Below are 21,482 nucleotides of genomic sequence, written 5' to 3'. Positions count from 1 at the left end.
AAACAGGGTAAGCGCAGAGTATGAACGCAAAACCCACCGCTTCCGGCTCCGGCCCGACAGATGATTCTTCTGATGCCGCTAAAGGCGACCGCATCGCTAAAGTGCTGTCCCGCGCAGGCATCGCTTCGCGCCGGGAGGCCGAGCGCATGATCGAAGCAGGCCGCGTGCGGGTGAACGGTGAGCAGATCACCTCGCCCGCGCTGAACGTGACGCCCGAGGACAAGATTACCGTCGACAACACCCCCGTGGGCGCGCCAGAGCCGCCGCGCATTTGGCTTTATCACAAGCCAAACGGGCTGGTGACAACAAATTCTGATGAAAAGGGCCGCGAGACAATCTTTGACGCCCTGCCCGAAGACATGCCGCGCGTGATGAGCGTGGGGCGGCTTGACCTCAATTCCGAAGGGCTGCTGCTGCTCACCAACGATGGCGGCGTGAAACGCAAGCTGGAACTGCCCAGCACCGGCTGGCTGCGCCGCTACCGCGCGCGGGTGAATGGCCGCCCGACCGATGAGATGCTGGAGCCGCTGCGCAAAGGCATCACCATTGAGGGTGAGAAATTCCAGCCGATGGATGTCACGCTCGACCGCCAGCAAGGCGCGAATGCCTGGCTGACAATAGGCCTGCGCGAAGGCCGCAACCGCGAGATTCGCCGCGCGATGGAGGCAGTGGGTCTGACAGTGAACCGTCTGATCCGTGTCTCCTACGGTCCCTTTCAACTGGGCGAATTGAAGGTTGGCGAAGTCGAAGAACTGCGCCGCAAGGTGGTGCGCGATCAACTGGGGTTGGAGCTGGAAGACCCCACCGGCACCGCGGTCAAGAAACCCTCAGGCGTTCGCCGCCCGCCCCGGCGCAAGCCCGGTGGTTTTGGCGGCGCGGGCCAGCCCGGACTGCCGGTAGAGCGCAGCGAAGACGACGCGCCGCCGCCCCGCCGTGGCGGAGGCAAAGCGAAGAACGCCCCGCGTGGCAAGGCGGCTGCGGGCAAAGCGACAGGAAAAGCCCCTGCACGTTCCGGCGGCAGGCCGACCGGCAAACCCGGCGCCCGCCCGTCAGCGCGGCCCGGTGGCAAAGGGCCAAAGCCCCGCCGCTAAGACGCGCCTCTTTCGGAACGCCGCAACGCAGCACTGCGTTGGGCCAACACTGCCGGAGCCTTCCGGCGTGAAACCGCCGGAATAGGAGCGCCGATTTGGCACGTATATTGCTGTTTTTGTTGGTCTTCGCCGCGCTCGCCGTTATCATCCTTGCTGTGGTCTCATTTCTGAGCCGCGCAGCCGACAGCGCCGATGCGGCGTTGCGCCCGATCTGGGGCAGCAAAAGGGGAAATGTCATGGCGCCAACCAGCTTTCAAAAGATCGCCTATGTGGCGCTGCTGCTCGTGCTGCTCGGCGTGACCTCGGGCCTTCTGGGAGGGCTTTGAGCCATGGCGCAACGGTTTGGCGGGCGGTATAGCCCCGATCCCGAAAACACGCCCGGCGACAGGCCCCGCCCCCGGCCAAGGCTGCGCGTCAATCCGGTGGGCGGTCGGGTGAACCTCTTGTTCCTGCCGCCGGTCGTGCTCGCCGTGACCTCTTTCACCGGCGGTGCCAGCACGCTGCTTCTGGGGCTGGTCGGCGCCTTTCTGCTGGCCTCTGGCGTCTGGCTGCTGCGCGAAGGGCTGCTGGCCGAAGCCGAATACCACGACCGCAAAGTCGCCCGCCGCCCGGCCTTTCCGCGCAAGATCTTCGCCGCCCTCCTGGCCGGGCTCGGCGCCGCTGTCGCCGCCTATAGCTCCGAGCCGGGCGTCATGGCCCCGGTGCTCTTTGGCCTTGTCGCAGGCGGTCTGCACCTCGCCGCCTTTGGCATTGATCCGTTGAAAAACAAAGGCATGGAAGGTGTCGATACGTTTCAGCAAGACCGTGTGGCCCGCGTGGTTGATGAGGCCGAAAAACTGCTCGCCAGCATGGGCAGCGCCATCAAACGCGCCGGCGACCGCCGCGCCGAGACCCGGTTGGCCGAATTCCAAGACACCGCCCGCACGCTCATCCGCACGGTTGAAGAAGATCCCCGCGATCTGACCGCCGCGCGCAAATACCTTGTCGTCTACCTGCGCGGCGCGCATGATGCGACGGTGAAGTTTGCTGACCTCTACGCCCGCAACCGCGATGAAAAAGCCCGTGACGATTACCTCGCGCTGCTGGACGATCTGGACGAGAATTTCGCCGCCCGCACGGCGAAATCCCTGCTGGATGACCGCAGCGATCTGAATGTCGAAATCGACGTGCTGCGCGCGCGTCTTTCCCGCGAGGGGGTCCGGTTAGAGCAACCCGCCTCCGATAATACGAAGGAAGAGATCTGATGACCGATGCCGTCCGCGAAAAAGCCGCCCAGTCGCAAGGGCTGGTCGAAGAAGTAAACGCCCATGTGCTGCCCGAGCCGTCGGATGCCGATGCCATTGTGCCTTTGGCCAAGGCCGATCCCGCACAGAGCTTTGAGATCGAAAAACGCATGGCCGAGATTGACGTGACCGACACGCAGTCGATTGTCAGCTTTGGCTCAGCCGCGCAGGCGGAATTGCAGGAAATTAGCCAATCTATGCTCGCCGATGTGCGCAACAAGGACGTGGGCCCAGCGGGCGACAGCCTGCGCTCTATGGTGAGCGCGATCCGGGGGTTCTCGGTGTCGGAACTGGACGTGCGGCGCAAGCAAAGCTGGTGGGAAAAGCTGCTGGGACGGGCCACGCCTTTTGCTAAGTTCACCGCGCGATTTGAGGAAGTGCAAAGCCAGATTGACCGGATCACCGACAATCTGCTGGGCCACGAGCATACGCTGCTCAAAGACATCAAATCGCTCGACCTGCTTTATGAAAAGACGTTGCAATTCTACGACGAGTTGGCGCTCTATATCGCGGCAGGCGAGGCCAAGATCACCGAGTTGGACCACAAGACCATCCCCGCCAAACAGACCGCGCTGGATAAGGCCAAGGACGAGAATCAGGTGATGATGGCGCAGGAGTTGCGCGACCTGCGGGCTGCGCGCGACGATCTGGAGCGGCGGGTGCATGACCTCAAACTGACGCGGCAGGTCACGATGCAATCTCTGCCCTCGATCCGGTTGGTGCAGGAGAACGATAAGAGCCTCGTGACCAAGATCAACTCGACCTTGGTCAACACCGTCCCGCTGTGGGAAACCCAACTGGCGCAGGCCGTGACCATCCAACGCAGCAGCGAAGCGGCCAGCGCCGTGCGCGAGGCCAATGACCTGACCAACGAATTGCTGACCTCCAACGCTAAGAACCTGCGCGACAGCAACAAGGTGATCCGTCAGGAGATGGAGCGCGGGGTCTTTGACATCGAAGCGGTGAAACAGGCCAACGAAGACCTGATTGGCACCATCGAAGAATCGCTGCAAATTGCCGACGAAGGAAAAGCCAAACGCGCCGCCGCTGAGCAGGAGTTGCAAGAGATGGAAACCCGCCTGCGCGACACGCTGGCCTCGGCCAAGGCCCGCGAAACCGGGCTGGGCGATGCCACCGGCGGTGCCGTGCCAAGCTGATATCTGAGTGAGGTTCGCGACGATGTATAGACGTCTGCAGCGGCATCTGCGGACCGCAGCGGTGCTGGCAACGGGCATGGCCCTGCTAGGCTGTGTCGAGCCGCCCAAAGCCCCGCCCCCCGTGGCCAAACCCAAGCCGCAGGTCGAAGCGCCGCCTGCGCGGCCGCCAAAGGTTGCCCGCCCGACCTCGCAAAAAAGCGCGATGCTGCGGCGCTATCTGCATCAGGTACAAAAAACGCAGTTGGAGCAAGGGTTGTTGCGCCAAGACGGTGGCGGAGCGGACACGCCCTTCACCAGCGATATGCTGTCGCGCAACTTTGAGCAGATCGCGCTCTATAATGAGTATGACGGCAATTTCGCCGGGCGCGGTGGGCAAAGCCCTCTTCGCCGTTGGGAAGCGCCTATTCGCATGGGCATCCTCTTTGGTGAATCCGTCCCGCCCTCGCAACGCAGCCGGGATACCGCCAATATCGAAGCCTATGCACGTCGTTTGGCGCGGGTGACCGGCCATCCAATTTCGACCAGCGGCACGCCCAATTTCATGGTTGTCGTGGCTTCTGAAGATGACCGGGTTGAGACCTTGGCGCTCGCCGCGCAGCAGGTCGCGGGTGTCAGCGCCTCCTCCCTGCGGGCCATGCGCAACATGCGACGGGACACCTATTGCGCCGTGGCCGCCTATGCCGCGGGTGACAACCCGAACGTCTATACCGCTGCCGTGGCGGTGATCCGCGCGGAGAATCCCGCGCTTTTGCGGCTGTCCTGCATCCACGAAGAACTGGCCCAAGGCATGGGGTTGGCCAATGACTACCCCGCCGCGCGGCCCTCAATCTTTAACGATGATGATGAATTTGCGCTGCTCACCAAGCAGGACGAATTGATGCTGAAAATGCTCTACGATCCCCGCCTGCGCCCCGGCATGACCGCCGCCGAGGTCAACCCCCTGACCCGCATCATCGCCCGCGAGTTGACGGACGGGCCGTTGTAGCGCACCCTCTAGCCAGACGACAGAAGGACCATCCCCATGGGCATTTTCGATTTCCTCTCCGGCCAGTTTATCGACGTCATCCACTGGACCGACGACACCCGCGACACGATGGTTTGGCGCTTTGAGCGCGAGGGTCACGAGATCAAATACGGCGCCAAGCTGACGGTGCGCGAGGGGCAAGCGGCGGTCTTTGTGCATGAGGGGCAGTTGGCGGATGTCTTTACCCCCGGTCTTTATATGCTTGAGACCAACAACATGCCGATCATGACGTCGCTTCAGCACTGGGACCACGGCTTCAAAAGCCCGTTCAAGTCCGAGATTTATTTCGTCAACACGACGCGGTTCAACGATCTGAAATGGGGCACGAAAAACCCGATCATCGCCCGCGATCCTGAGTTTGGCCCGGTGCGGTTGCGGGCCTATGGCACCTATTCGGTTCGCGTCAAAGATCCGGCGCGTTTCCTGACCGAGATTGTTGGGACCGATGGTGAATTCACGATGGACGAGATCTCGTTCCAAATCCGCAATATCATCGTGCAGGCGTTTTCGCGCACGTTGGCGAGTTCGGGCATTCCGGTGCTTGATATGGCCGCCAATACGCGGGAGTTGGGGCAGTTGGTCGGCAAGGAGATCGAAGCCCAGATCGCGGAATATGGCTTGGCCATGCCGGAGCTTTATATCGAAAACATCTCGCTTCCACCTGCAGTAGAAGCGGTGATGGACAAGCGTACCTCGATGGGCGTGGTGGGAAATCTCAATGAATACATGCAGTTTCAAGCCGCCGAAGCGCTTGGCCGCGATAGCGCGGGCGGTGCGGCGATGCAAACCGGTCTTGGCGCAGGGCTGGGCATGAGCATGGCCCAAGCCGCCACCGCGCAGGCCGGCCCATGGGGCGCACGCCCCGCCCCTGCCGCCGCCGCGCCCGTGCCGCCGCCGCCACCTCCGATGGAGAAGGTCTGGCATATCGCTGAAAACGGCGCGACCTCTGGCCCCTTCTCCAAGGCCGCGATGGGGCGCAAGGTGAGCGAAGGCAGCCTTGGCCGCGACAGTCTGGTCTGGACGCCGGGGCAAGACGGTTGGCAGCGGGCCGAGGATGTGGCCGAACTGGCGCAGCTCTTTACTGTGATGCCGCCGCCCCCACCGCCTCCGGCACCGTAACACCGTGCAGCGCCCTTGGCGCTGCCCCTTTGCCCGCACGGCCTGCGCTGTGCTGTCCTGATTGCTTTTGCAAGGCCCCCGCCCATGCCCTCTCCTGACCAGCCCCCCGCGGCCCCGCTCGAAGAACACCGTTTCCCCTGCGACACCTGCGGCTCGGACATGCGCTTTGACCCTGCGCAGTCGCGGCTGGTCTGCGATCACTGTGGCAATGTGGAGCCGATCGACGGCACGGGCCGCCATGCGGAAGCCATCGCTGAGCAAGATTTCCGCGCCGGGTTGCAAGCCGCCCTGCCTGCCGCCGAAATGGAGGAAACCCGCGTCACCACCTGCCCTAACTGCGCCGCGCAGGTGGAATTTGAACCAGGCAAACACGCCACTGAATGCCCCTTCTGCGCCACGCCTATCGTGGTCGACACCGGCACCAACCGCCATATCAAACCCCGCGCCGTGCTGCCCTTTGCCCAATCCGAACAAAGCGCCCGCAATGCGATGAAAGACTGGCTCGGCAGCCTTTGGTTCGCCCCCAACGGCTTGCAGCAATACGCGCGTAAGGGACGGAAAATGCAGGGGATTTACGTGCCATACTGGACCTATGACGCGCAGACGGCCTCCAGCTACCGGGGCGAGCGTGGCACGGTCTATTACGTGACCCAGACAGTTATGCGCAACGGTAAGCGGGTGCGGCAACAGGTGCCAAAGGTGCGCTGGCGGGCGGCGTCGGGCCGGGTGGCGCGGTTCTTTGATGACGTGCTGGTGTTGGCCTCGCGCTCCCTGCCCAAGAAACACACCGATGCACTGCATCCTTGGGACCTGTCGTCGCTGGAACCCTATGCGCCGGAATACCTCGCCGGGTTCCGCGCTGAGGCTTACGGTGTCTCATTGGAAGAAGGCTTCGCCCAAGTCCGCGCCCATATGGACCGGGTGATTGAGCGCGATGTGAAATTCGACATCGGCGGCGACCGCCAGCGGGTGCATGACATTCAAACGCAGGTGAGCGATGTGACCTTTAAACATATCCTGCTGCCGGTCTGGCTTGCGGCCTATAAATACCGTGGCAAGACCTATCGCTTTGTGGTCAACGGCCACTCCGGCAAGGTGCAGGGCGAACGGCCCTATTCCGCGATCAAAATTACCATCGTCGTGGTGCTGGGGCTGATCGCCGCCGCCATCGTCGGCTATTTCGTGGCGCAGCAGCAATGACCGAAACCTACGACGCCTTCTGTGACCTTCTGCGCGCCCGCTATTCCTGCCGCGCCTTTCGGCCTGATCCGCTGCCGGAGGCCACGATCACCCAGATCGTCAGCGCCGCACGCCATGTGCCGTCATGGTGCAACGCGCAGCCTTGGCAGCTTACCATCACGCGGGACGATGCCACCGAACGGTTCCGCACGGCCCTGCTCGACGCGGCAAGCAGCGATGCCCCGGTGGAACCGGACCTGCCGTGGCCCACGGGCTACTCGGGCGCCTACGCTGAGCGGCGGCGCACCTGTGGTTTCCAGCTTTATGACGCGGTGGGGATTGAGAAATCCGACCGTGCCGCCCGCAAAGCGCAGATGCTGCGCAACTTTGCGCTGTTCGATGCGCCCCATGTGGCGATTGTCACTTCCCCCGCCGAACTTGGCCCTTACGGCGCCATGGACTGCGGCGGCTTCGTGACCGCCTTCACCCTCGCGGCCACGGCGCTTGGGGTGGCGAGCATTCCGCAGGCTGCCATTGCCTCCTACGCCCCGCTGGTACGCGACCATCTTGGCCTGCCGGATGACCGGCTGGTGCTCTGTGCGATCTCGTTCGGCTATGCCGACCCCGACCACCCCGCCAATGGCTTTCGCACCGAACGGGCGACGGCTGAGGCCATTATATATTGGAAAGACTGACATGCGCGCGCTTTTGCAACGGGTGACTGACGCGTCGGTCACGGTCGAGGGAGATGTGGTTGGTCAGATCGGGCCGGGCCTGTTGATCCTCGTTTGCGCTATGCCCGATGACACCGCCGAGACCGCCGAGAAACTGGCGGTCAAAATCTCAAAACTGCGGTTGTTCAAAGATGACGGGGGCAAGATGAACCTAAGCCTTGTCCAAACTGGTGGGGCCGCCTTGGTGGTGAGCCAATTCACCCTTGCCGCCGATACGTCGCGCGGTAACCGTCCGGGATTTTCCGGTGCGGCGAAACCTGAAATTGCCGAAGCGCTCTATGAGGTCTTTGCCCAGCACCTTGGCACGCTTGGTGTTCCGGTGGAAATGGGCCGCTTCGGCGCGGATATGTCCGTGGCCTTGACCAATGACGGCCCGGTCACAATCTGGCTCGACAGCGCGGCCCCCTAACCTTTCTGGCGAAAATCAGTTTCGGTGGGGGTTCGGCGGAGGCAGGCAGCCTTCTCTGATCTCACAGTGCGGACCAAAAAAGCAAAGGCCGACAAGCTAGGGAGGAAGCTTGCCGGCCGGTATAACGGGTCCGGGGAGGAGGACCGTTAAGATGCGGCGTCGGATCAGCGCGGGAGGAGGACCCGGGTCCGACACCTGACAATGCCACCCGGGGAGGACGGGCGTGCATTGATCTGGGGAAGGTCAGTAGCGCGAAGCTTACAGACCGTCGTATTCGTCAAGCACCAGCGCGCGGGCGTGCTGGGGGATGTCTTTGCGGGTGATCCCGGCGGTGGCAAGCTGCTCATCGCTCATGCCGTTCAGCACGGACTGCATCCGCGAGATTTGCATATGCGTGATCGCGTTGCCAAAGCCTGTGCGCAGCTTGCTGCCGAATGTGCCAGCGCCAGCCGACAGGTTGGCCAGAAGGTCACGCAGCGGTGCGCCATGGGAGGCGGTGAGGGTGTTGTGGTTGTTCATCGGTTCAATCCTTCAAAGTTCTTCGCCGGCGACGCGGCGGATGTCACAGCGCGCGAGGCCGATATCGGCCAATTCGCGGTCGCTGAGCGCATGGAGCTCGTTGAGCGTGCGGCGGTAAGCGGCACGCCGCGCCCAGGCCTCTGTCGTAGCGGCCCAGAGCGACGCAAAGCGGCTGCGTGGCCCCTTGGATGCGTCAAAAGACGCGGTGCGGTTCTGTGTAACTGCCATCGACATAGAGTGGCTCCTTTTCGAATGCTGCGGCGCAACATCAATGCTGCAACGCAGAGATAGGCCCACCCCACCCCGTTTTAAACGGCCATTAATGCATAGGCGGTATGTGCCCAGCGAAAGGCAGATGACGGCTTCCCTAGGGTCAAGAAAGCCTTTTAAAAGAGCGTTTTAGGAAAATGGACCGGAAGGGCGGCAACAGCGCAGCCGCGCGCCCGCGCCCTGCTGTTACGGAACACTATGGCATACAGAAAAGCAAAAACCGCCGACCTTCAGGCCGACGGTTTTCGTGCATTGCAGCGTTGTGCGGTGGTTAGGCCGCCGCAGGTTCCCACGGCCGGGTATAGACGTTCAGCACCTTGCCCACATCCTCATGGCTGGCCCCGTTCATCGTGACCTGCGCGACCAGACCGCGCTTTTTATCGTCGGTCACTTCGGTCACCCGCGCCGCGCAACCGGCTTTCTCAAGACTGCCGTTGTAAATCCGGGTGATCGCATGTTTGCGCAGATCGGGCTTAAAAATCTTGCCCACCGCGGTTTTGGGCAGTTCATCCATGATGGTGAGGTGTTTGGGCTGGGCCGCGCGTTCTGTGACCCGCTCTTTCACGAAAGCCAGCAGGTCTTCTTCACGCGCCTCGCCCCCATCGACCAGTTCGACAAAGGCGCAGGGCACCTCGCCCGCATGGGCGTCAGGCTGGCCAATGGCACCGGCAAAGGCCACGGATTCATGGCCCAGCAGCGCCTCTTCAATTTCGGCAGGGTCGATGTTGTGACCGCCGCGAATGATCAGGTCTTTGGCCCGGCCAGTGATCCAGATATAGCCGTCACTGTCGATGCGCCCCAAATCGCCGGTGCGCAGGTATTTGCCGTGGTAGAAAAGGTCTTTGTTCTTGTCCTCTTCGACATAGGTATGGCCTGCGTAGACACCGGGGTTTGAGACGCAGATCTCGCCAATTTCGTCCACATCTGCGTCAATCGGCCCGTCCGGCGTGTTCTTGATGATCCGCACGTCTGAATAGGGAAAGGCGATGCCGATGGAGCCGACTTTCTTGACCCCATCCGTGGGGTTGCACGACACCAGACAGGTGGCCTCGGTCAGACCATAGCCTTCGACCAGCGTCACGCCGGTGGCCTTCTCAAACCGGCGGAAGAGTTCCAGCGGCAGCGGCGCGGAGCCGGAAAACGCGGTTTTCACGGTGCTGACATCGGCATCAATGGGTCGTTGCATCTTGGCGGAGATCGCCGTTGGTACGGTGATAATAAAGGTGATTTTCCAGCGCTCGATGAGCTTCCAGAAGTTGTCGAACACGCCCTCGCCGCGATAGCCCTGCGGCGTGGGGAAGACCACATGCGCGCCAGAGGCCACCGCAGCCATCAGGATCACATGGCAGGCAAAAACGTGGAACAGCGGCAGCGGACACATAATATTGTCGTTTTCGGTGAACAGCAGGCGGTGCCCCAGCCAACCGTTGTAGATCAGGCCGGAGTATTTGTGCTGCGCCACCTTCGGCAGACCGGTGGTGCCGCCGGTGTGGAAGTAGCAGGCCACGCGGTCTTCTTGCACGTCCTCAAAGTTAAGCGTGGTGCTTTGTTTCGCGATCTCGGCGTTGAAGTTCTTGTAGGTCGCCTGATTGTCGGCCAGCCCCTTGGGCCGGACCAACGGCACGATCCAGCTTTTCGGCGGGGTCAGGTAGCGGACGAGATCGACCTCAAGCACCGTATGCACATTGGGCGCGAGCTTGACCGCCTCGGCGGTTTTCTGGGCGACATCTGTTTTCGGGAAAGGCCGCAGGGTGACGACGACGGAGGCGCCCACTTCGCGCAGGATCGCACCGATCTGTTCGGCGTCCAACAGCGGGTTGATCGGGCTCACGATCCCCGCCACGGCCCCGCCCAGCAGGGTGATCGTGGTCTCGTTACAGTTCGGCAGCACATAGGCCACCACGTCTTTTTCCCCGACGCCAAGGCTGCGGAACAGGTTGGCGGCCTGTGTGACCCGGCCATGCAGTTCTTTCCAACTCAGCGTCTCGGCCTTGTCTTTGGGGCCGGAGAAAATCTGATAGCTGACGGCATTGTGGTTTGGGAATTTTCCAGCCGTATTGCTCAGCATCCCGTAAAGCGTTTTGGCGACATCACGCTCTTCCCACGGCATTTCCGCCGCGATGGCATTGCGGTCCTCGATCCCGGCAAATGTCATGGTCGTTCCTCCCTATTGCCGGTATCCCGGCGCGTTTCTTCCCACCAGACTGCGGCGAAACGCCCCGCTTCGCAAGCAATCGGATGGGCGAAACGCTACGTTACGCGGGGTGACGTTGCGCCAGTGCGCGGGAGTTCAGGCCGCGGCCGCCCCATCGGTGAACTGAAGCCGCGCCAGCCGGGCATAAAGCCCCTCACTGGCGACCAGTTCCTCATGGGTGCCAATGGCGGCAATGCGCCCCGCTTCCATAACCACGATGCGATCCGCCTTTTTGACGGTGGCCAGACGGTGCGCGACGATTAGGGTCGTGCGGTCGGCGCTGAGCCGGTCCACAGCGGCTTGCACCAGCCCTTCGCTTTCGGAATCCAGCGCGCTGGTGGCTTCGTCCAGCAGCAGCACCGGCGCGTCGCGCAAAATGGCGCGGGCGATGGCGATGCGTTGTTTCTGCCCGCCCGAGAGCATCACACCGCGTTCACCGAGGTAGCTGTCATAGCCGTCGGGCAGCGCGGTGATGAACTCATGCGCGGCAGCGGCGCGGGCGGCCTCTTCGACCTCAGCATCCGTGGCATCAGGGCGGCCAAAACGGATGTTTTCCGCAGCGGTCGCGGCAAAGATCACCGGGTCTTGCGGGACCAGCGCCACAGCGCGGCGGAAGTGATCGCGGGCCACGTCGCGCAGGTCCACCCCGTCGAGCGTGATGCGGCCCGTGGCCGGATCGTAAAAGCGCAGAATCAACTGAATGATCGTGGTCTTGCCCGCGCCGGAGGGGCCGACGAAGGCCACGGTTTCGCCGGGCCGAATGTCGAGGTTGATACCATCAAGGGCCGAGACGTCGGGCCGCGCGGGATAGGTGAATTGCACGTTTTCAAAGGTGATATGACCGGCGACCTTGGCCGGCAGGGTCTGCGCCACATCGGGCGCCGGGTCTTTGACCGTGTCCTCTGATTGCAGCAGGTCGATCAGGCGTTCGGTGGCCCCGGCGGCACGCTGCAACTCGCTCCAGATTTCCGACAGGGCGGCGACGGCCCCGGCGACCATCACGGCATAGATGACGAATTGAACCAGCGCGCCTGCGCTCATCACATCGGCCCGCACATCGCGGGCGCCGATCCAGAGCACGCCGACCACCCCGGTGAACACCAGAAAAATCACGATCACGGTCATCGCGGCGCGGGTCTTGATCCGGCGCTGCGCGGCGTCGAAGGAGGCTTCGGTCATCTGCGCAAACTGGTCCCGGCTCGCGGCCTCATGGGTGAAGGCTTGGACCGTTTGCACGGCGGTCAACGATTCGGAGGCATTGCCGGAGCTTGCCGCGATCCAGTCTTGGTTTTCACGGCTCAGCCCGCGCAGGCGGCGGCCCAGCGTCAGGATCGGGATGATCACGGCAGGCACGATCAGCAGCACCAGCCCGGTGAGTTTGGCCGAGGTCAGCAGCATCAGAGCCAGCCCCCCGACGAAAATCAACAGGTTGCGCAGGGCGATGGAGACCGAGGAGCCAATCACCGAGAGGATCAGCGTGGTGTCGGTGGTGATGCGGCTCAGGACTTCGCCGGTCATGATGCGTTCATAAAAGACCGGGCTCATGCCGATCACCCGGTCAAAGACCGCGCGGCGGATGTCAGCCACGACACGTTCGCCCAGCCGGGTCACCAGCGCATAGCGCAGCCCGGTGCCGACAGCGAGCAGCCCCGCAATGGCCAAGGCCGCGATGAAATATTGGTCGAGCAAGGCGGTTTCATCGACGCTGAAATTGTCGATCACCCGGCGCACCGCCAGGGGCAGCGTGAGCGAGATCATCGCCGTCAGCACCAAAGCCCCCCCGGCGGCGGCCATCAACCAGCGGTAGGGCGCCATAAAGGGCATCAGCGCCGCAAGCGCCCCGATCCGCCGCGATTTTTCGCGTTCGTCTTTGGCAGTCGGTGCGGGGGTGGGCGTGCGGGCCATGGGAAATCCTTTGTCTTTCGACAACGGTCATGGCGCGGGCATTAAGCGGGGTCAAGCAAGACTGCCCTGTCGGGACAATCTGCCGCCCCTGCCCCGCGGCGCCAAGCTCAGCGCCGCGGGGCGTTAGTGGTTATTCATTCGGCAGTGCAGGCACGCCGTCTTTCCACTGGTCCCACTCGGTCACGATCCGGTCGACCAACGGCGCGCCAACGAGGGTGATGTTCTCCACCGTCTCGGCAAAGCCGCCTGCGGTCTCGCCCGGTGCGGGGTCGAGATGCGCGAGCGTGGTTTCATCCGGGTGGCCTTGGTCAAAGTTCACCGCGCCGCGCAGGCTGGCGATCCGGTCGGTGCCGTGCAGACGTTTGATGACCAGCGCGATGGCGGCGGCTTCCATTTCGGTGATCATATAGTCGTCCGCGCCGTATAGCTCGGCCATATACTGCGCTTCGTTAGACAAGCCGGGACCGTGAAAGAAGGTATCGCCGGTCATATGGGTGCCGACCTTCACGCTCGGCGCGGCTTGGGCAGCCTCGTCGGGGTAGCGCTGGCGGTATTGGCGGGCGGAATCGGAATCCTGCATCTCTACGTCTTCGGACAGTTTCACACCCCACGCGACGAGATCTTCGTTCATTTCAAAGCGGCGGTAGTCCTCATAGCCTGCGCGCGGCATAAAGACCGGCTCGCCCGGCTCGCCTTCTTCGGGCGCCCAGCGGTGGCCAAGGTCATAGTCCACCAGCCAGCTGCCCCAGACCACATCACCGATGGTCCCGCGTGAGGGTGGTGTGCCCGCCACGCCGGACAGAATGAAATAGGTCTGCGAGAAGTCGTAGGCCGGGTTCAGCAAAATCGCCTGCATAGAGGCCGAAGAGTTCACTTTGCCCATGCCCAGCACCGCGCCGCAGACACCATCGTCGTTGCAATACATTTCAGAAAAGGCACCGGGAATCTCTTGGGCTTCGGCTTCGGTCCAGTATTTCTCGTACCAATGCTGAAGCTCGCCTGCGCGGTCGCCGGTGTTCTCGCCAATCTCGAACATCGCGCCGATGAAGACTTTGACGGGCATGGGTTCCTGCGCGGCAAGCGGTGCAGCAACGGTAGAAAGGGCCAGTGCGGCGAGGCCCGGAGCGGAATACTTCAGCATGATATGTCCTTTATGGATGTGGCCCCTACAGGCGCAGGGGCATGGGCTCCCTTAAAGGGTGACGTAGGGGAAACCAAGCCCTTGGCAAGTGATCGCCAAAGCCCAAGCTGCAGGTTCAATCATCTGGGGAATGTTGGAGCGGGCGACGGGAATCGAACCCGTATCATCAGCTTGGAAGGCTGAGGTCTTACCATTACACAACGCCCGCGTAACGGGTTACGTCCTATTTTATCACCAAGGGGGCGTCAAGTGGAGCGATGCCCCTGCCTGCGATTAGTGGCTCGGCCCGCTTTCGCCCGTCTGCGGGTTTGACAGTGGCAGCCGGGCGAATGGCGCACTAGCTTATGCCACAGGCCAAGAACGAGGCAGAGGATGGACGGCAGACCGGCTCAGGACCAAAAGCGCGAAGTCGTGATGACCCATGGGATTCTCAGCGAGAACCCGGAGGATTTATTTCACGGCACCGGCTGGCGTGTCGGACGCGCGGTGCTGCACGAGGCGGTGTTGCGGCTCTGGAGCGACGACGCCTTTGGCATGGCGGGCAATGTGGCCTTTCGCGCGCTTCTGGCAATCTTTCCCTTCTTGATCTTCACCAGTTCGCTGACGGCTTTTGTCGGGGATCGGTCGATGGCGGATGATCTGATTCATTTCCTCATCGCCATCGTGCCGCCTGCACTGATCGATCCCATTGTCTCGGAAGTGGAAAAGGTGATGACCGTGCCGCGCGGCGATTTGCTGAGCGTGGGCATCTTGCTGACCATCTGGTTCGCCGTGGGCGGGGTTGATGGGGTGCGTGTGGGGCTGAACCGCGCCTACGGCCTGCGCGAGACGCGCTCGGTTGTGACCCTTTATGCGGTTCAGGTTGTTATGGTCCTTCTGGCCAGTCTGATCCTTGTGATCGTTGGCTATCTTTTGGTGCTGGCCCCGCGGGCCGGGTCTTGGCTGCATATGCTGATGCCGGGGTTTGATCCGCGCTCTGTCACCGTAAGCCTCGTGCGGTTCCCGGTGTCGGGCACGATCCTGCTGGTGTCGCTCTTTGCGGCGCATGTGATTCTGCCTGCGCGGCGCACGCGGTTTAGCAATATCTGGCCCGGTGTGGTGACAACGGCGATAGCTTGGGCGCTGCTGGCGGCCGTGTTCTCCTATTATCTGCGCAGCTTTGGCACCTATGCGAGCTACTACGCAGGCATGGCCGGAATCATCGCGGCGCTGTATTTCATGTATCTGGCGGCGCTGGTGCTGATCTTTGGCGGCGAGTTAAACCGCGCATTGCGGATCAGACGGTTGGCGCGGGCGATGCGGGAGTAGCCGTCACTCTGACGCGCAGGGGGTGCCCGCAGCACCCCAAAGCGTGACGTCGTGAATCAGCGCGTCCAGCGAGGTTTCCGGCGCGGATCGGCCACCGCCGGGCGTGAAGCCCCACGCGACAAAGGCCGAATTGCTCAGGTGGTCGATGAGCGAGGCGATGTCATGGCCGTCGTTGCGCTCAGGGTCGCGCAGCTGAGCGCAGACCTCGGCAGAGGATTTGCCGAACCATTCCAACTCAACAGGCGGCAGACGCCAAGCGTCGTCGATATGCGGCGGCGCATGAGGGGTGACGTTCGCAGCATCCGAGATCACATGGCAGGCATCGCAGGTAATGCTTTCCGCCCCAATCCGGCTCTCGCCCGCCTGCACATTCATACCGTGCACGGCCTGCCCCCCGTAACCCAAGCCCTCCCACATCGGCTGACCACTGTCGCCGACATGGCAATTGGCGCAACGCGGGTGCGAGGTGACGGTAAAAATGCGTTCCCATGCGGCGAGGCCTTCTTCACGCGTGGCGTTTTGCGGCCTGTCTTGCGCAGCGGCGGGGGCGGCCAGCAGGGCGGCGCAAAGGGGTAGGTATTTCATGCGAAATCCACAGAATTGGAAAGTGGCAGGTCGCGAATGCGCTGTCCTGTGGCGGCAAAGATCGCATTGGCCAAAGCCGGTGCCGCAGGCGGCACGCCGGGCTCACCAATACCGCGCAGCTTGCCGCCATTCTCCAGCCCGCGCACTTCGATTTGGGGGGTCTGATAGAGACGCAGACCGGAATAGAGGTGGTAGTTGTCCTGCTGCGGCACGCCGTCCTTGTAGGTCAACTCGCAGTTCATCGCATGGCCCAAGCCCCAGATCACACCACCCGAAAGCTGTGCCTCAAAATTCATCGGATCAAGCACGCGCCCCACCTCAGCGGCGACGAAGACCTTGTCGATGCGCAGGCCCGCGTCGGTCTGGCTGACCTCCACAACCTCGGCCACAGGCACGCCGAAGGACAGGCAGAACGCCAGCCCCCGGCCCCGCCCCGGCCCCAGATCAGCACCCCAGTCGGACATCTCGCCCACAGCCTCAAGCACCTTGCGCGAGGGGTCGTGGGTGCACAGCCGCAGCCGTTCCTCAAGCGGGTCGGCTCCGGCGGCGTGGCACAGCTCGTCCATGAAACTTTCATGCAGGAAGGCATTGCCCGACGCCCCGACCGAACGCCATGAGCTAACCGGCACCATCGCAGGCACCCGGTGGCCGGTGACGCGGTAGTGAGGGATTGCAAAGGGCTGGTCCCATGCGCCTGCGACAATGGCAACGTCGGGGCCAAAGATAGGCTGGTTCTGCCGCTCTAGCTGCGATGCAGTGACCGACGGGGCGGCAATCGCCAGATCATAGGCCGCCAGCTTGCCCTCCGCGACTTTGCCCTGCGCACGGGCCATGGCCAGTGGGCGGGGGAAGTCATGGGTGAAATCCTCTTCGCGCGACCAGACCATTTTGACCGGGGTGCCGGGCATCTGCTGGGCCACTTCGACCGCGCGCATGACATAGTCGTCTTCGAGCCGACGCCCGAAACTGCCGCCTGCCATGAGCACATGGATGTGCACCTTCTCAGCGTCGATCCCGGTAAGACGGGCGACATTGGCCTGCATGAAGCGCGGGATTTGCGTGGCGGTCCAGATGTCGACGCGGGCCTTGGTGAATTTGACCAGCACGCTCATCGGCTCCAGCGGCGCATGGGCAAGGAAGGGGATGCGGTATTCAGCCTGCAAGACCTCGCCTTCGGACAGGGCGGCTGTCACATCGCCATCATCGCGAAACTGGCTGTCTTGCGTGTCTTCGGTGAAGGCGGCAGCAACGGCTTCGAACTGGGCCGCCGTGTCACCGATATAGGGCGACGGCCCCCAGTCGCAGTCCACGGCCTGCACCGCTTGAAAGGCCCGCCAAGTGTTGTCCGCCACAACTGCGACGCCCCCGGTGATCGGCAGCACTGCCTTGACGCCCCGCATCTTTTCGGCCCGGCCTGCGTCAAACCCCAATATCGCTCCGCCCTGCGCCGGGTTGGTGCGGGTAGTGGCAAAGACCATGCCTTCCATTACCATATCGATGCCATAGGTCTGGGTGCCGGTGGATTTGGCCAGCATATCGGTGCGCATCTGCGGTTTGCCCAGATGCTTCCAGCCAGACGGGTCGCGCAGGGTGACATCGGTGACGGGGTCAATCTCTGCGGCCCCTGCCGCAAGGTCTTGATAGGCCAGTTGCGCCCCATCGGGCAGGATCACAGCGCCCGCCTCGGTGCGCAATTGGTCGCGCGGCAACCCGGTTTGCGCCGTCGCAGCGGCGATCAGCGTCTCACGCGCCACCGCACCGGCCATGCGCAGACGGTCATACATATCCGGCACGGTGGAACTGCCGCCGGTGAGTTGCAGCCCCAGCAGCTTGCCCGCCACATCCGCCACGCCGCGCCCGGTGCGGGCGAGGAAGGTTTCAGACGTGGCGGCGATCGGCATGCCCTCGGCGCTGACGACCCCGTTGTAATAAACCGGCGACGGCGGGCCGGGGGTGATCGTGACCTGCGCGAGATCGACGTCCAATTCCTCGGCAATCATATGCGCTTGGATGGAGTATGCCCCCTGCCCCACATCGGCGCGCGGGGTGATGAGGGTCACGCCGTTCGCGTCGACCTTGACGTAAGGCGTGATCGCCGCAGCGCCGGGCTCCAGCCCGTCGAGCAGCGGATTGTGCAATTCGCGTTTGTACAGATAGGTACCAAAGGCCACGCCCCCGGCGATGGCGGCAGAGCCGACGAGGAAGCTGCGGCGGGTGATGGTGCGAAGACGCGACATGCTCAGGCCCTGCGTAGTTTTGCAGCGGCATCCTGCACGGCAGCGCGGATGCGGGGATAGGTGCCACAGCGGCAGAGGTTGCCGCTCATCGCGGCGTCAATCTGGTCATCGGTTGGATCGGGGTTAAGCTCAAGGAATGAAGCCGCCTGCATGATCTGGCCAGACTGGCAGTAGCCGCATTGGGCGACCTGATGCTTCACCCAAGCGGCTTGAACCACATGCAACGCCTCCGGCGTGCCGAGCCCTTCGATGGTTGTCACATCGCCGTTCACATCGCCGGCACGCAACTGACACGAGCGGACCGCCATCCCGTCAACATGGACCGTGCAGGCCCCACATTGTGCGATGCCGCAGCCGTATTTCGGACCGGTGATGCCCAGTTCATCCCGAAGCACCCACAACAGCGGCATGTCGTCTTCGACATCCACCTCATGGACCTTGCCGTTAACCGTCAGCTCCATGGTGTCCCCTTTTGAAGTCCGTCGCCTGCAATGTAGCGATCCATGGAGCCGCAACAAGGTCCGCAGCCCAAAGATGGCGCAGCGTCAAAAGGGACAGCCCAGAGAAAGACGGGCTATTCGAGGTCTTGCGCTGTCAGGGCGCGGTGAATCTCGCGGCGCACCAGCTTGCGCACATTGCGCGTGATGCGCTCACCCAAAGCGCCTTGCAATTCGGCCCGTACGATCTCGGTCACCAGATCACGCAACGCCTCTTCGTCAAGGATCTGATCTTCGATCCCGATCCCGGCAGCAGCATCAGCTGTTTCAGGCGCAGGTTCGGGCGCGCGCGGGCCACTGTCCGCAAAGCGGCGCACCTGTTCTTCGATCTCGGGGGCCGGGCTGCGCTGCGGGGGTGTTTCAGAACTTACCGATGCGCAAGTAGCAGCGGGCGCTTCGGCCTCGGCCTCATCGTCGTCTTCCCAAGCCATGGCCGGAGGTTCGGTGCCGGAATAGTCGTTGTCTCCGGGGCTATCAGGCTCCCACTCTTCGGAAATCTGGCCAATCGCGGTTTCAAGCGCGGCGATTTTGTCGCTCAGCTTGGCCTGCGGCATGTCGGACGCGACCGGGGTGAATTGCGCCGGGTCAAAGCCCGCGTCGCCGCCCATATCCATCGCATCAGTGGACGCAGTCTCTTCGACAGACTCAGACAGGGGTGCTTCGGCGGGCGCGGCGCTGTCGTAATCGTCCGCATGCAGATCGGCAGGATCGTCATGCAGCATGTCATAGTCAAACGGCGAAATGCTCGGGCTGGCAGCGACATCCTCGCCCTGCGGGGCGGGGGTCTGCGGAAGGTCTTTGCCGTCAGAGGTTGCCACGCGCAAGGCCGGGGTCAAAACGAGCCGATCAGTCGCCGCTGGCGGCATCTCCTCAGGCTCTTGTCGCGGCGGGTTCATCACTTTGCGAGAGGTAAAGAAAGGCCGCTCTTTCGGCGCTTTGGGCTGCTCATCCGCACCCCGGCGCAGGAAGGACGGTGGCCGTGATGTTGCCTCTTCCTTCTCTACTTCGACTGTGTCTGCCCGCAACGGCGGTGCCTTAGGGACATGCGGGGTAAAATCGCCTGAGGCCACTGTCAGGTCATCTTCAGCATCTGGCACCGGCGGTTGCGCAGCCGCATGAGGGGCCGCGTCCTGCTCAGACGCGGGCTGGGACGTTTGTTTGGGGCGTTTGTCTTCGGACACCAGACGGCGAATTGAAGACAAGACATCTTCGACTTCCGCGTTTGAAACGGGTTCGGACATATATTCACCACTCTTTCCTCGACGCCAGCTTAACCGCGAGGGAGGATTCTCACAATGGGGCGCTGAGAATTGTCAGTCTTTTTGCAAGGCGCGCAACACACGATCCAGGGCTTTGCCCTGTTTGGAATGTACCGCTGGCCCGTCTTTCACAAGATTGTAGTAAGCGCTGGCGTCATAGATTTGTACCGGCAGACGCAGATCGCGGGCGGTCAGTTGGCCGGTTGCGGCCAGCACCGAATAGGCCGCGACATAGAGGTCTGCGCGAGCGGCCACGCGGGTCACTTCCGCGTTTAGCAGCGCCTGTTCGGCGTCGAGCACGTCCAGCGTCGTCCGCGCACCAAGGGTGGCTTCTTCGCGCACGCCGCTAAAGGCGATACGGGCCGCGCGGATCTGGCGGTCAGAGGCTTCCAACTGCGCCCGGGCCGCGGAAAGCGCGGCATAGGCGTTGCCCACTTGCTGCTCTACGCCCATCCGGACCACATGAAGATTGGAGCGTTGCGCATCGCGCTGCGCCATAGCGCGGCGCACAGCCGAGGACAGCGCGCCACCTTGATAGATCGTCTGCCCCACATCGACCCCAACGCTGCCGCTGCGTGTATAGCGATCGGCGTTGAATGTCTCGTTCAGCCCATATTGGCCGCGGAGCGTCACCCGTGGCGACATCGCGGCCTCGCTGGCGAGCACCAGCAGATCGGCCCCGGCCACCTGATGCTGAGCGGCGATGATTGATGGATGCTGACGCACCGCGAGCCCTTTGGCCGCGGTCAAATTGCCGCCCACATTTGGCGGGCTCGGTGGGGTGCTGAGCTTGCCGGGCTTGTGACCCACAGCATTGCGATATTCCTCTACCGCGCGCAGCAAGATACCTTCGGCACCGGCCAAGCCGCTGCGGGCATTGGCAAGCTGCGCCTCAGCAAGGGCCACATCGGTGCGGGTCACTTCGCCCACCTCAAACCGGTCCCGCGCGGCGCGGAGTTCTTGGGTCAACAGACGCAGGTTATTGTTGCGCAGCGCCACGGTTTCAGAAGCCTCAATCACCCCCATATACGCTGTAACAGCGCGCAGCAGAACCTGCTGTTCGAGATTGAGCAGGGTCTGACGGGTCGCTAAAACAGCCTCTTTCGCCGCCTCGATCCGATACTCGCTAGAGCCGAAATCATAGAGCAGCATCTCACCGATCAAGCTGATCGAGGCTGAAAGGTCATCGACTGTTTGTGCAGGCTGCAAGCCGGAGCTGCGGCTGGTTCCAAAACTCTGCGTCAGGCCGCCGGCCCATCGCAGAACCGGCCTAAGCGCGGCTTTGGCGGCGGCGACGTCCTCATCAGCGGCACGCAGCAACGCGCGGTTTTGATCAAGCAGGCCGGAGTGTTCATAGGCTCCCACCAGCGCATCGGCCAATGTTTCCGCGACCGCCGGGCGGGGCAGCGCCAGCGCGAGACCAAGGGGCAGAGCCAAAGCAATACGTTTAAAAGATGTCTTGAAACTGGTTACGCGCATGGCTCGGCCACCTTTAGATATACATTTGCCTGTCTTGCAGCCGGGCCTGTGGGCCCAGCGAAAGGAGCGTTTTTCTCGCCCAAAAAATGACG

Annotated in this window: 20 protein-coding genes and 1 tRNA gene; 10 read left to right on the top strand and 11 right to left on the bottom strand. The window is 62.8% G+C overall.

The features are described from left to right. The first annotated feature begins 20 nt into the window (after positions 1-20). The 9 genes from HTT03_RS11745 (at position 21) to dtd (ending at position 7,996) form a co-directional block, all read left to right on the top strand. Positions 21-1,091, top strand: a complete 1,071-nt coding sequence (locus HTT03_RS11745; protein ID WP_174859962.1) for a pseudouridine synthase — start codon at positions 21-23, stop codon at positions 1,089-1,091. Positions 1,092-1,186: 95 nt separating this feature from the next. Then, a complete protein-coding gene (locus tag HTT03_RS11740; protein WP_246253467.1) occupies positions 1,187-1,417 on the top strand; it encodes a hypothetical protein in 231 nt (76 codons plus the stop codon). Between the two features lie 3 nt (positions 1,418-1,420). Beyond that, a complete protein-coding gene (locus tag HTT03_RS11735; RefSeq protein WP_174859961.1) occupies positions 1,421-2,335 on the top strand; it encodes a 5-bromo-4-chloroindolyl phosphate hydrolysis family protein in 915 nt (304 codons plus the stop codon). Further along, positions 2,335-3,531: a toxic anion resistance protein gene (locus tag HTT03_RS11730; RefSeq protein ID WP_174859960.1), complete on the top strand. Its 1,197-nt coding sequence runs from the start codon at positions 2,335-2,337 to the stop codon at positions 3,529-3,531. Before HTT03_RS11735 ends, HTT03_RS11730 begins: the two co-directional genes overlap by 1 nt. A 22-nt stretch (positions 3,532-3,553) precedes the next feature. Then, positions 3,554-4,516, top strand: a complete 963-nt coding sequence (locus HTT03_RS11725) for a DUF2927 domain-containing protein (RefSeq protein ID WP_174859959.1) — start codon at positions 3,554-3,556, stop codon at positions 4,514-4,516. A 36-nt stretch (positions 4,517-4,552) separates the two neighbouring features. Next, a complete protein-coding gene (locus HTT03_RS11720) occupies positions 4,553-5,674 on the top strand; it encodes an SPFH domain-containing protein (protein WP_174859958.1) in 1,122 nt (373 codons plus the stop codon). Positions 5,675-5,758: 84 nt separating this feature from the next. Next, positions 5,759-6,874: a TFIIB-type zinc finger domain-containing protein gene (locus HTT03_RS11715; RefSeq protein WP_174859957.1), complete on the top strand. Its 1,116-nt coding sequence runs from the start codon at positions 5,759-5,761 to the stop codon at positions 6,872-6,874. Continuing rightward, complete coding sequence (locus HTT03_RS11710) at positions 6,871-7,548, top strand: nitroreductase (RefSeq protein ID WP_174859956.1); 678 nt, start codon at positions 6,871-6,873, stop codon at positions 7,546-7,548. Before HTT03_RS11715 ends, HTT03_RS11710 begins: the two co-directional genes overlap by 4 nt. A gap of 1 nt (position 7,549) precedes the next feature. Further along, entirely contained in the window at positions 7,550-7,996 is a 447-nt protein-coding gene (dtd, locus tag HTT03_RS11705; protein ID WP_174859955.1) for a D-aminoacyl-tRNA deacylase, read from the top strand. A 258-nt stretch (positions 7,997-8,254) separates the two neighbouring features. Here the strand turns inward: dtd and HTT03_RS11700 are convergent, their stop codons facing one another. The 6 genes from HTT03_RS11700 to HTT03_RS11675 all read right to left on the bottom strand — a co-directional run bounded on the left by HTT03_RS11700 (position 8,255) and on the right by HTT03_RS11675 (position 14,233). After that, positions 8,255-8,515, bottom strand: a complete 261-nt coding sequence (locus tag HTT03_RS11700; protein WP_174859954.1) for a hypothetical protein — start codon at positions 8,513-8,515, stop codon at positions 8,255-8,257. A 12-nt stretch (positions 8,516-8,527) separates the two neighbouring features. Then, positions 8,528-8,749: a DUF1127 domain-containing protein gene (locus HTT03_RS11695; protein WP_246253465.1), complete on the bottom strand. Its 222-nt coding sequence runs from the start codon at positions 8,747-8,749 to the stop codon at positions 8,528-8,530. Between the two features lie 307 nt (positions 8,750-9,056). Continuing rightward, complete coding sequence (locus HTT03_RS11690; RefSeq protein ID WP_174859953.1) at positions 9,057-10,940, bottom strand: acyl-CoA synthetase; 1,884 nt, start codon at positions 10,938-10,940, stop codon at positions 9,057-9,059. Positions 10,941-11,075: 135 nt separating this feature from the next. Continuing rightward, a complete protein-coding gene (locus tag HTT03_RS11685) occupies positions 11,076-12,884 on the bottom strand; it encodes an ABC transporter transmembrane domain-containing protein (protein WP_174859952.1) in 1,809 nt (602 codons plus the stop codon). 130 nt (positions 12,885-13,014) lie between these two features. After that, on the bottom strand, positions 13,015-14,025 hold the full coding sequence (locus HTT03_RS11680; protein WP_217482798.1) for a purine-nucleoside phosphorylase: 1,011 nt from the start codon (positions 14,023-14,025) through the stop codon (positions 13,015-13,017). 134 nt (positions 14,026-14,159) lie between these two features. Then, positions 14,160-14,233: transfer RNA gene (locus HTT03_RS11675), tRNA-Gly, on the bottom strand. 164 nt (positions 14,234-14,397) lie between these two features. Between HTT03_RS11675 and HTT03_RS11670 the strand changes: the two genes are divergently transcribed. Continuing rightward, positions 14,398-15,333: a YihY/virulence factor BrkB family protein gene (locus tag HTT03_RS11670; RefSeq protein ID WP_174859951.1), complete on the top strand. Its 936-nt coding sequence runs from the start codon at positions 14,398-14,400 to the stop codon at positions 15,331-15,333. Between the two features lie 3 nt (positions 15,334-15,336). Here the strand turns inward: HTT03_RS11670 and HTT03_RS11665 are convergent, their stop codons facing one another. From HTT03_RS11665 to HTT03_RS11645, 5 genes are all read right to left on the bottom strand, one after another. Then, the gene (locus HTT03_RS11665; RefSeq protein WP_174859950.1) at positions 15,337-15,918 is read right to left on the bottom strand and encodes a hypothetical protein; all 582 of its coding nucleotides are present in this window, start codon (positions 15,916-15,918) and stop codon (positions 15,337-15,339) included. Continuing rightward, positions 15,915-18,155, bottom strand: a complete 2,241-nt coding sequence (locus HTT03_RS11660; protein ID WP_174859949.1) for a xanthine dehydrogenase family protein molybdopterin-binding subunit — start codon at positions 18,153-18,155, stop codon at positions 15,915-15,917. Before HTT03_RS11660 ends, HTT03_RS11665 begins: the two co-directional genes overlap by 4 nt. A gap of 2 nt (positions 18,156-18,157) precedes the next feature. After that, complete coding sequence (locus HTT03_RS11655) at positions 18,158-18,616, bottom strand: (2Fe-2S)-binding protein (RefSeq protein ID WP_174859948.1); 459 nt, start codon at positions 18,614-18,616, stop codon at positions 18,158-18,160. A gap of 113 nt (positions 18,617-18,729) precedes the next feature. Beyond that, the gene (locus tag HTT03_RS11650) at positions 18,730-19,893 is read right to left on the bottom strand and encodes a hypothetical protein (protein WP_174859947.1); all 1,164 of its coding nucleotides are present in this window, start codon (positions 19,891-19,893) and stop codon (positions 18,730-18,732) included. Positions 19,894-19,965: 72 nt separating this feature from the next. Beyond that, positions 19,966-21,390 (bottom strand): TolC family outer membrane protein, encoded by a 1,425-nt coding sequence (locus tag HTT03_RS11645; protein WP_174859946.1) that lies wholly within the window; start codon positions 21,388-21,390, stop codon positions 19,966-19,968. Between the last annotated feature and the right edge of the window lie 92 nt (positions 21,391-21,482).

This window comes from Sulfitobacter maritimus (assembly GCF_013346665.1).
Taxonomy (GTDB): Bacteria; Pseudomonadota; Alphaproteobacteria; order Rhodobacterales; family Rhodobacteraceae; genus Sulfitobacter; species Sulfitobacter maritimus.
The sequence above is the reverse complement of the archived record's forward strand: the minus strand, read 5'-3'. Positions and strand labels throughout refer to the sequence as shown.

Coding starts and splice junctions, on each gene's coding strand:
- HTT03_RS11745 (WP_174859962.1), top strand. CDS start 21: ATGAACGCAAAACCCACCGCTTCCGGCTCCGGCCCGACAGATGATTCT.
- HTT03_RS11735 (WP_174859961.1), top strand. CDS start 1,421: ATGGCGCAACGGTTTGGCGGGCGGTATAGCCCCGATCCCGAAAACACG.
- HTT03_RS11730 (WP_174859960.1), top strand. CDS start 2,335: ATGACCGATGCCGTCCGCGAAAAAGCCGCCCAGTCGCAAGGGCTGGTC.
- HTT03_RS11725 (WP_174859959.1), top strand. CDS start 3,554: ATGTATAGACGTCTGCAGCGGCATCTGCGGACCGCAGCGGTGCTGGCA.
- HTT03_RS11720 (WP_174859958.1), top strand. CDS start 4,553: ATGGGCATTTTCGATTTCCTCTCCGGCCAGTTTATCGACGTCATCCAC.
- HTT03_RS11715 (WP_174859957.1), top strand. CDS start 5,759: ATGCCCTCTCCTGACCAGCCCCCCGCGGCCCCGCTCGAAGAACACCGT.
- HTT03_RS11710 (WP_174859956.1), top strand. CDS start 6,871: ATGACCGAAACCTACGACGCCTTCTGTGACCTTCTGCGCGCCCGCTAT.
- dtd (WP_174859955.1), top strand. CDS start 7,550: ATGCGCGCGCTTTTGCAACGGGTGACTGACGCGTCGGTCACGGTCGAG.
- HTT03_RS11700 (WP_174859954.1), bottom strand. CDS start 8,515: ATGAACAACCACAACACCCTCACCGCCTCCCATGGCGCACCGCTGCGT.
- HTT03_RS11695 (WP_246253465.1), bottom strand. CDS start 8,749: ATGTCGATGGCAGTTACACAGAACCGCACCGCGTCTTTTGACGCATCC.
- HTT03_RS11690 (WP_174859953.1), bottom strand. CDS start 10,940: ATGACATTTGCCGGGATCGAGGACCGCAATGCCATCGCGGCGGAAATG.
- HTT03_RS11685 (WP_174859952.1), bottom strand. CDS start 12,884: ATGGCCCGCACGCCCACCCCCGCACCGACTGCCAAAGACGAACGCGAA.
- HTT03_RS11680 (WP_217482798.1), bottom strand. CDS start 14,025: ATGCTGAAGTATTCCGCTCCGGGCCTCGCCGCACTGGCCCTTTCTACC.
- HTT03_RS11670 (WP_174859951.1), top strand. CDS start 14,398: ATGGACGGCAGACCGGCTCAGGACCAAAAGCGCGAAGTCGTGATGACC.
- HTT03_RS11665 (WP_174859950.1), bottom strand. CDS start 15,918: ATGAAATACCTACCCCTTTGCGCCGCCCTGCTGGCCGCCCCCGCCGCT.
- HTT03_RS11660 (WP_174859949.1), bottom strand. CDS start 18,155: ATGTCGCGTCTTCGCACCATCACCCGCCGCAGCTTCCTCGTCGGCTCT.
- HTT03_RS11655 (WP_174859948.1), bottom strand. CDS start 18,616: ATGGAGCTGACGGTTAACGGCAAGGTCCATGAGGTGGATGTCGAAGAC.
- HTT03_RS11650 (WP_174859947.1), bottom strand. CDS start 19,893: ATGTCCGAACCCGTTTCAAACGCGGAAGTCGAAGATGTCTTGTCTTCA.
- HTT03_RS11645 (WP_174859946.1), bottom strand. CDS start 21,390: ATGCGCGTAACCAGTTTCAAGACATCTTTTAAACGTATTGCTTTGGCT.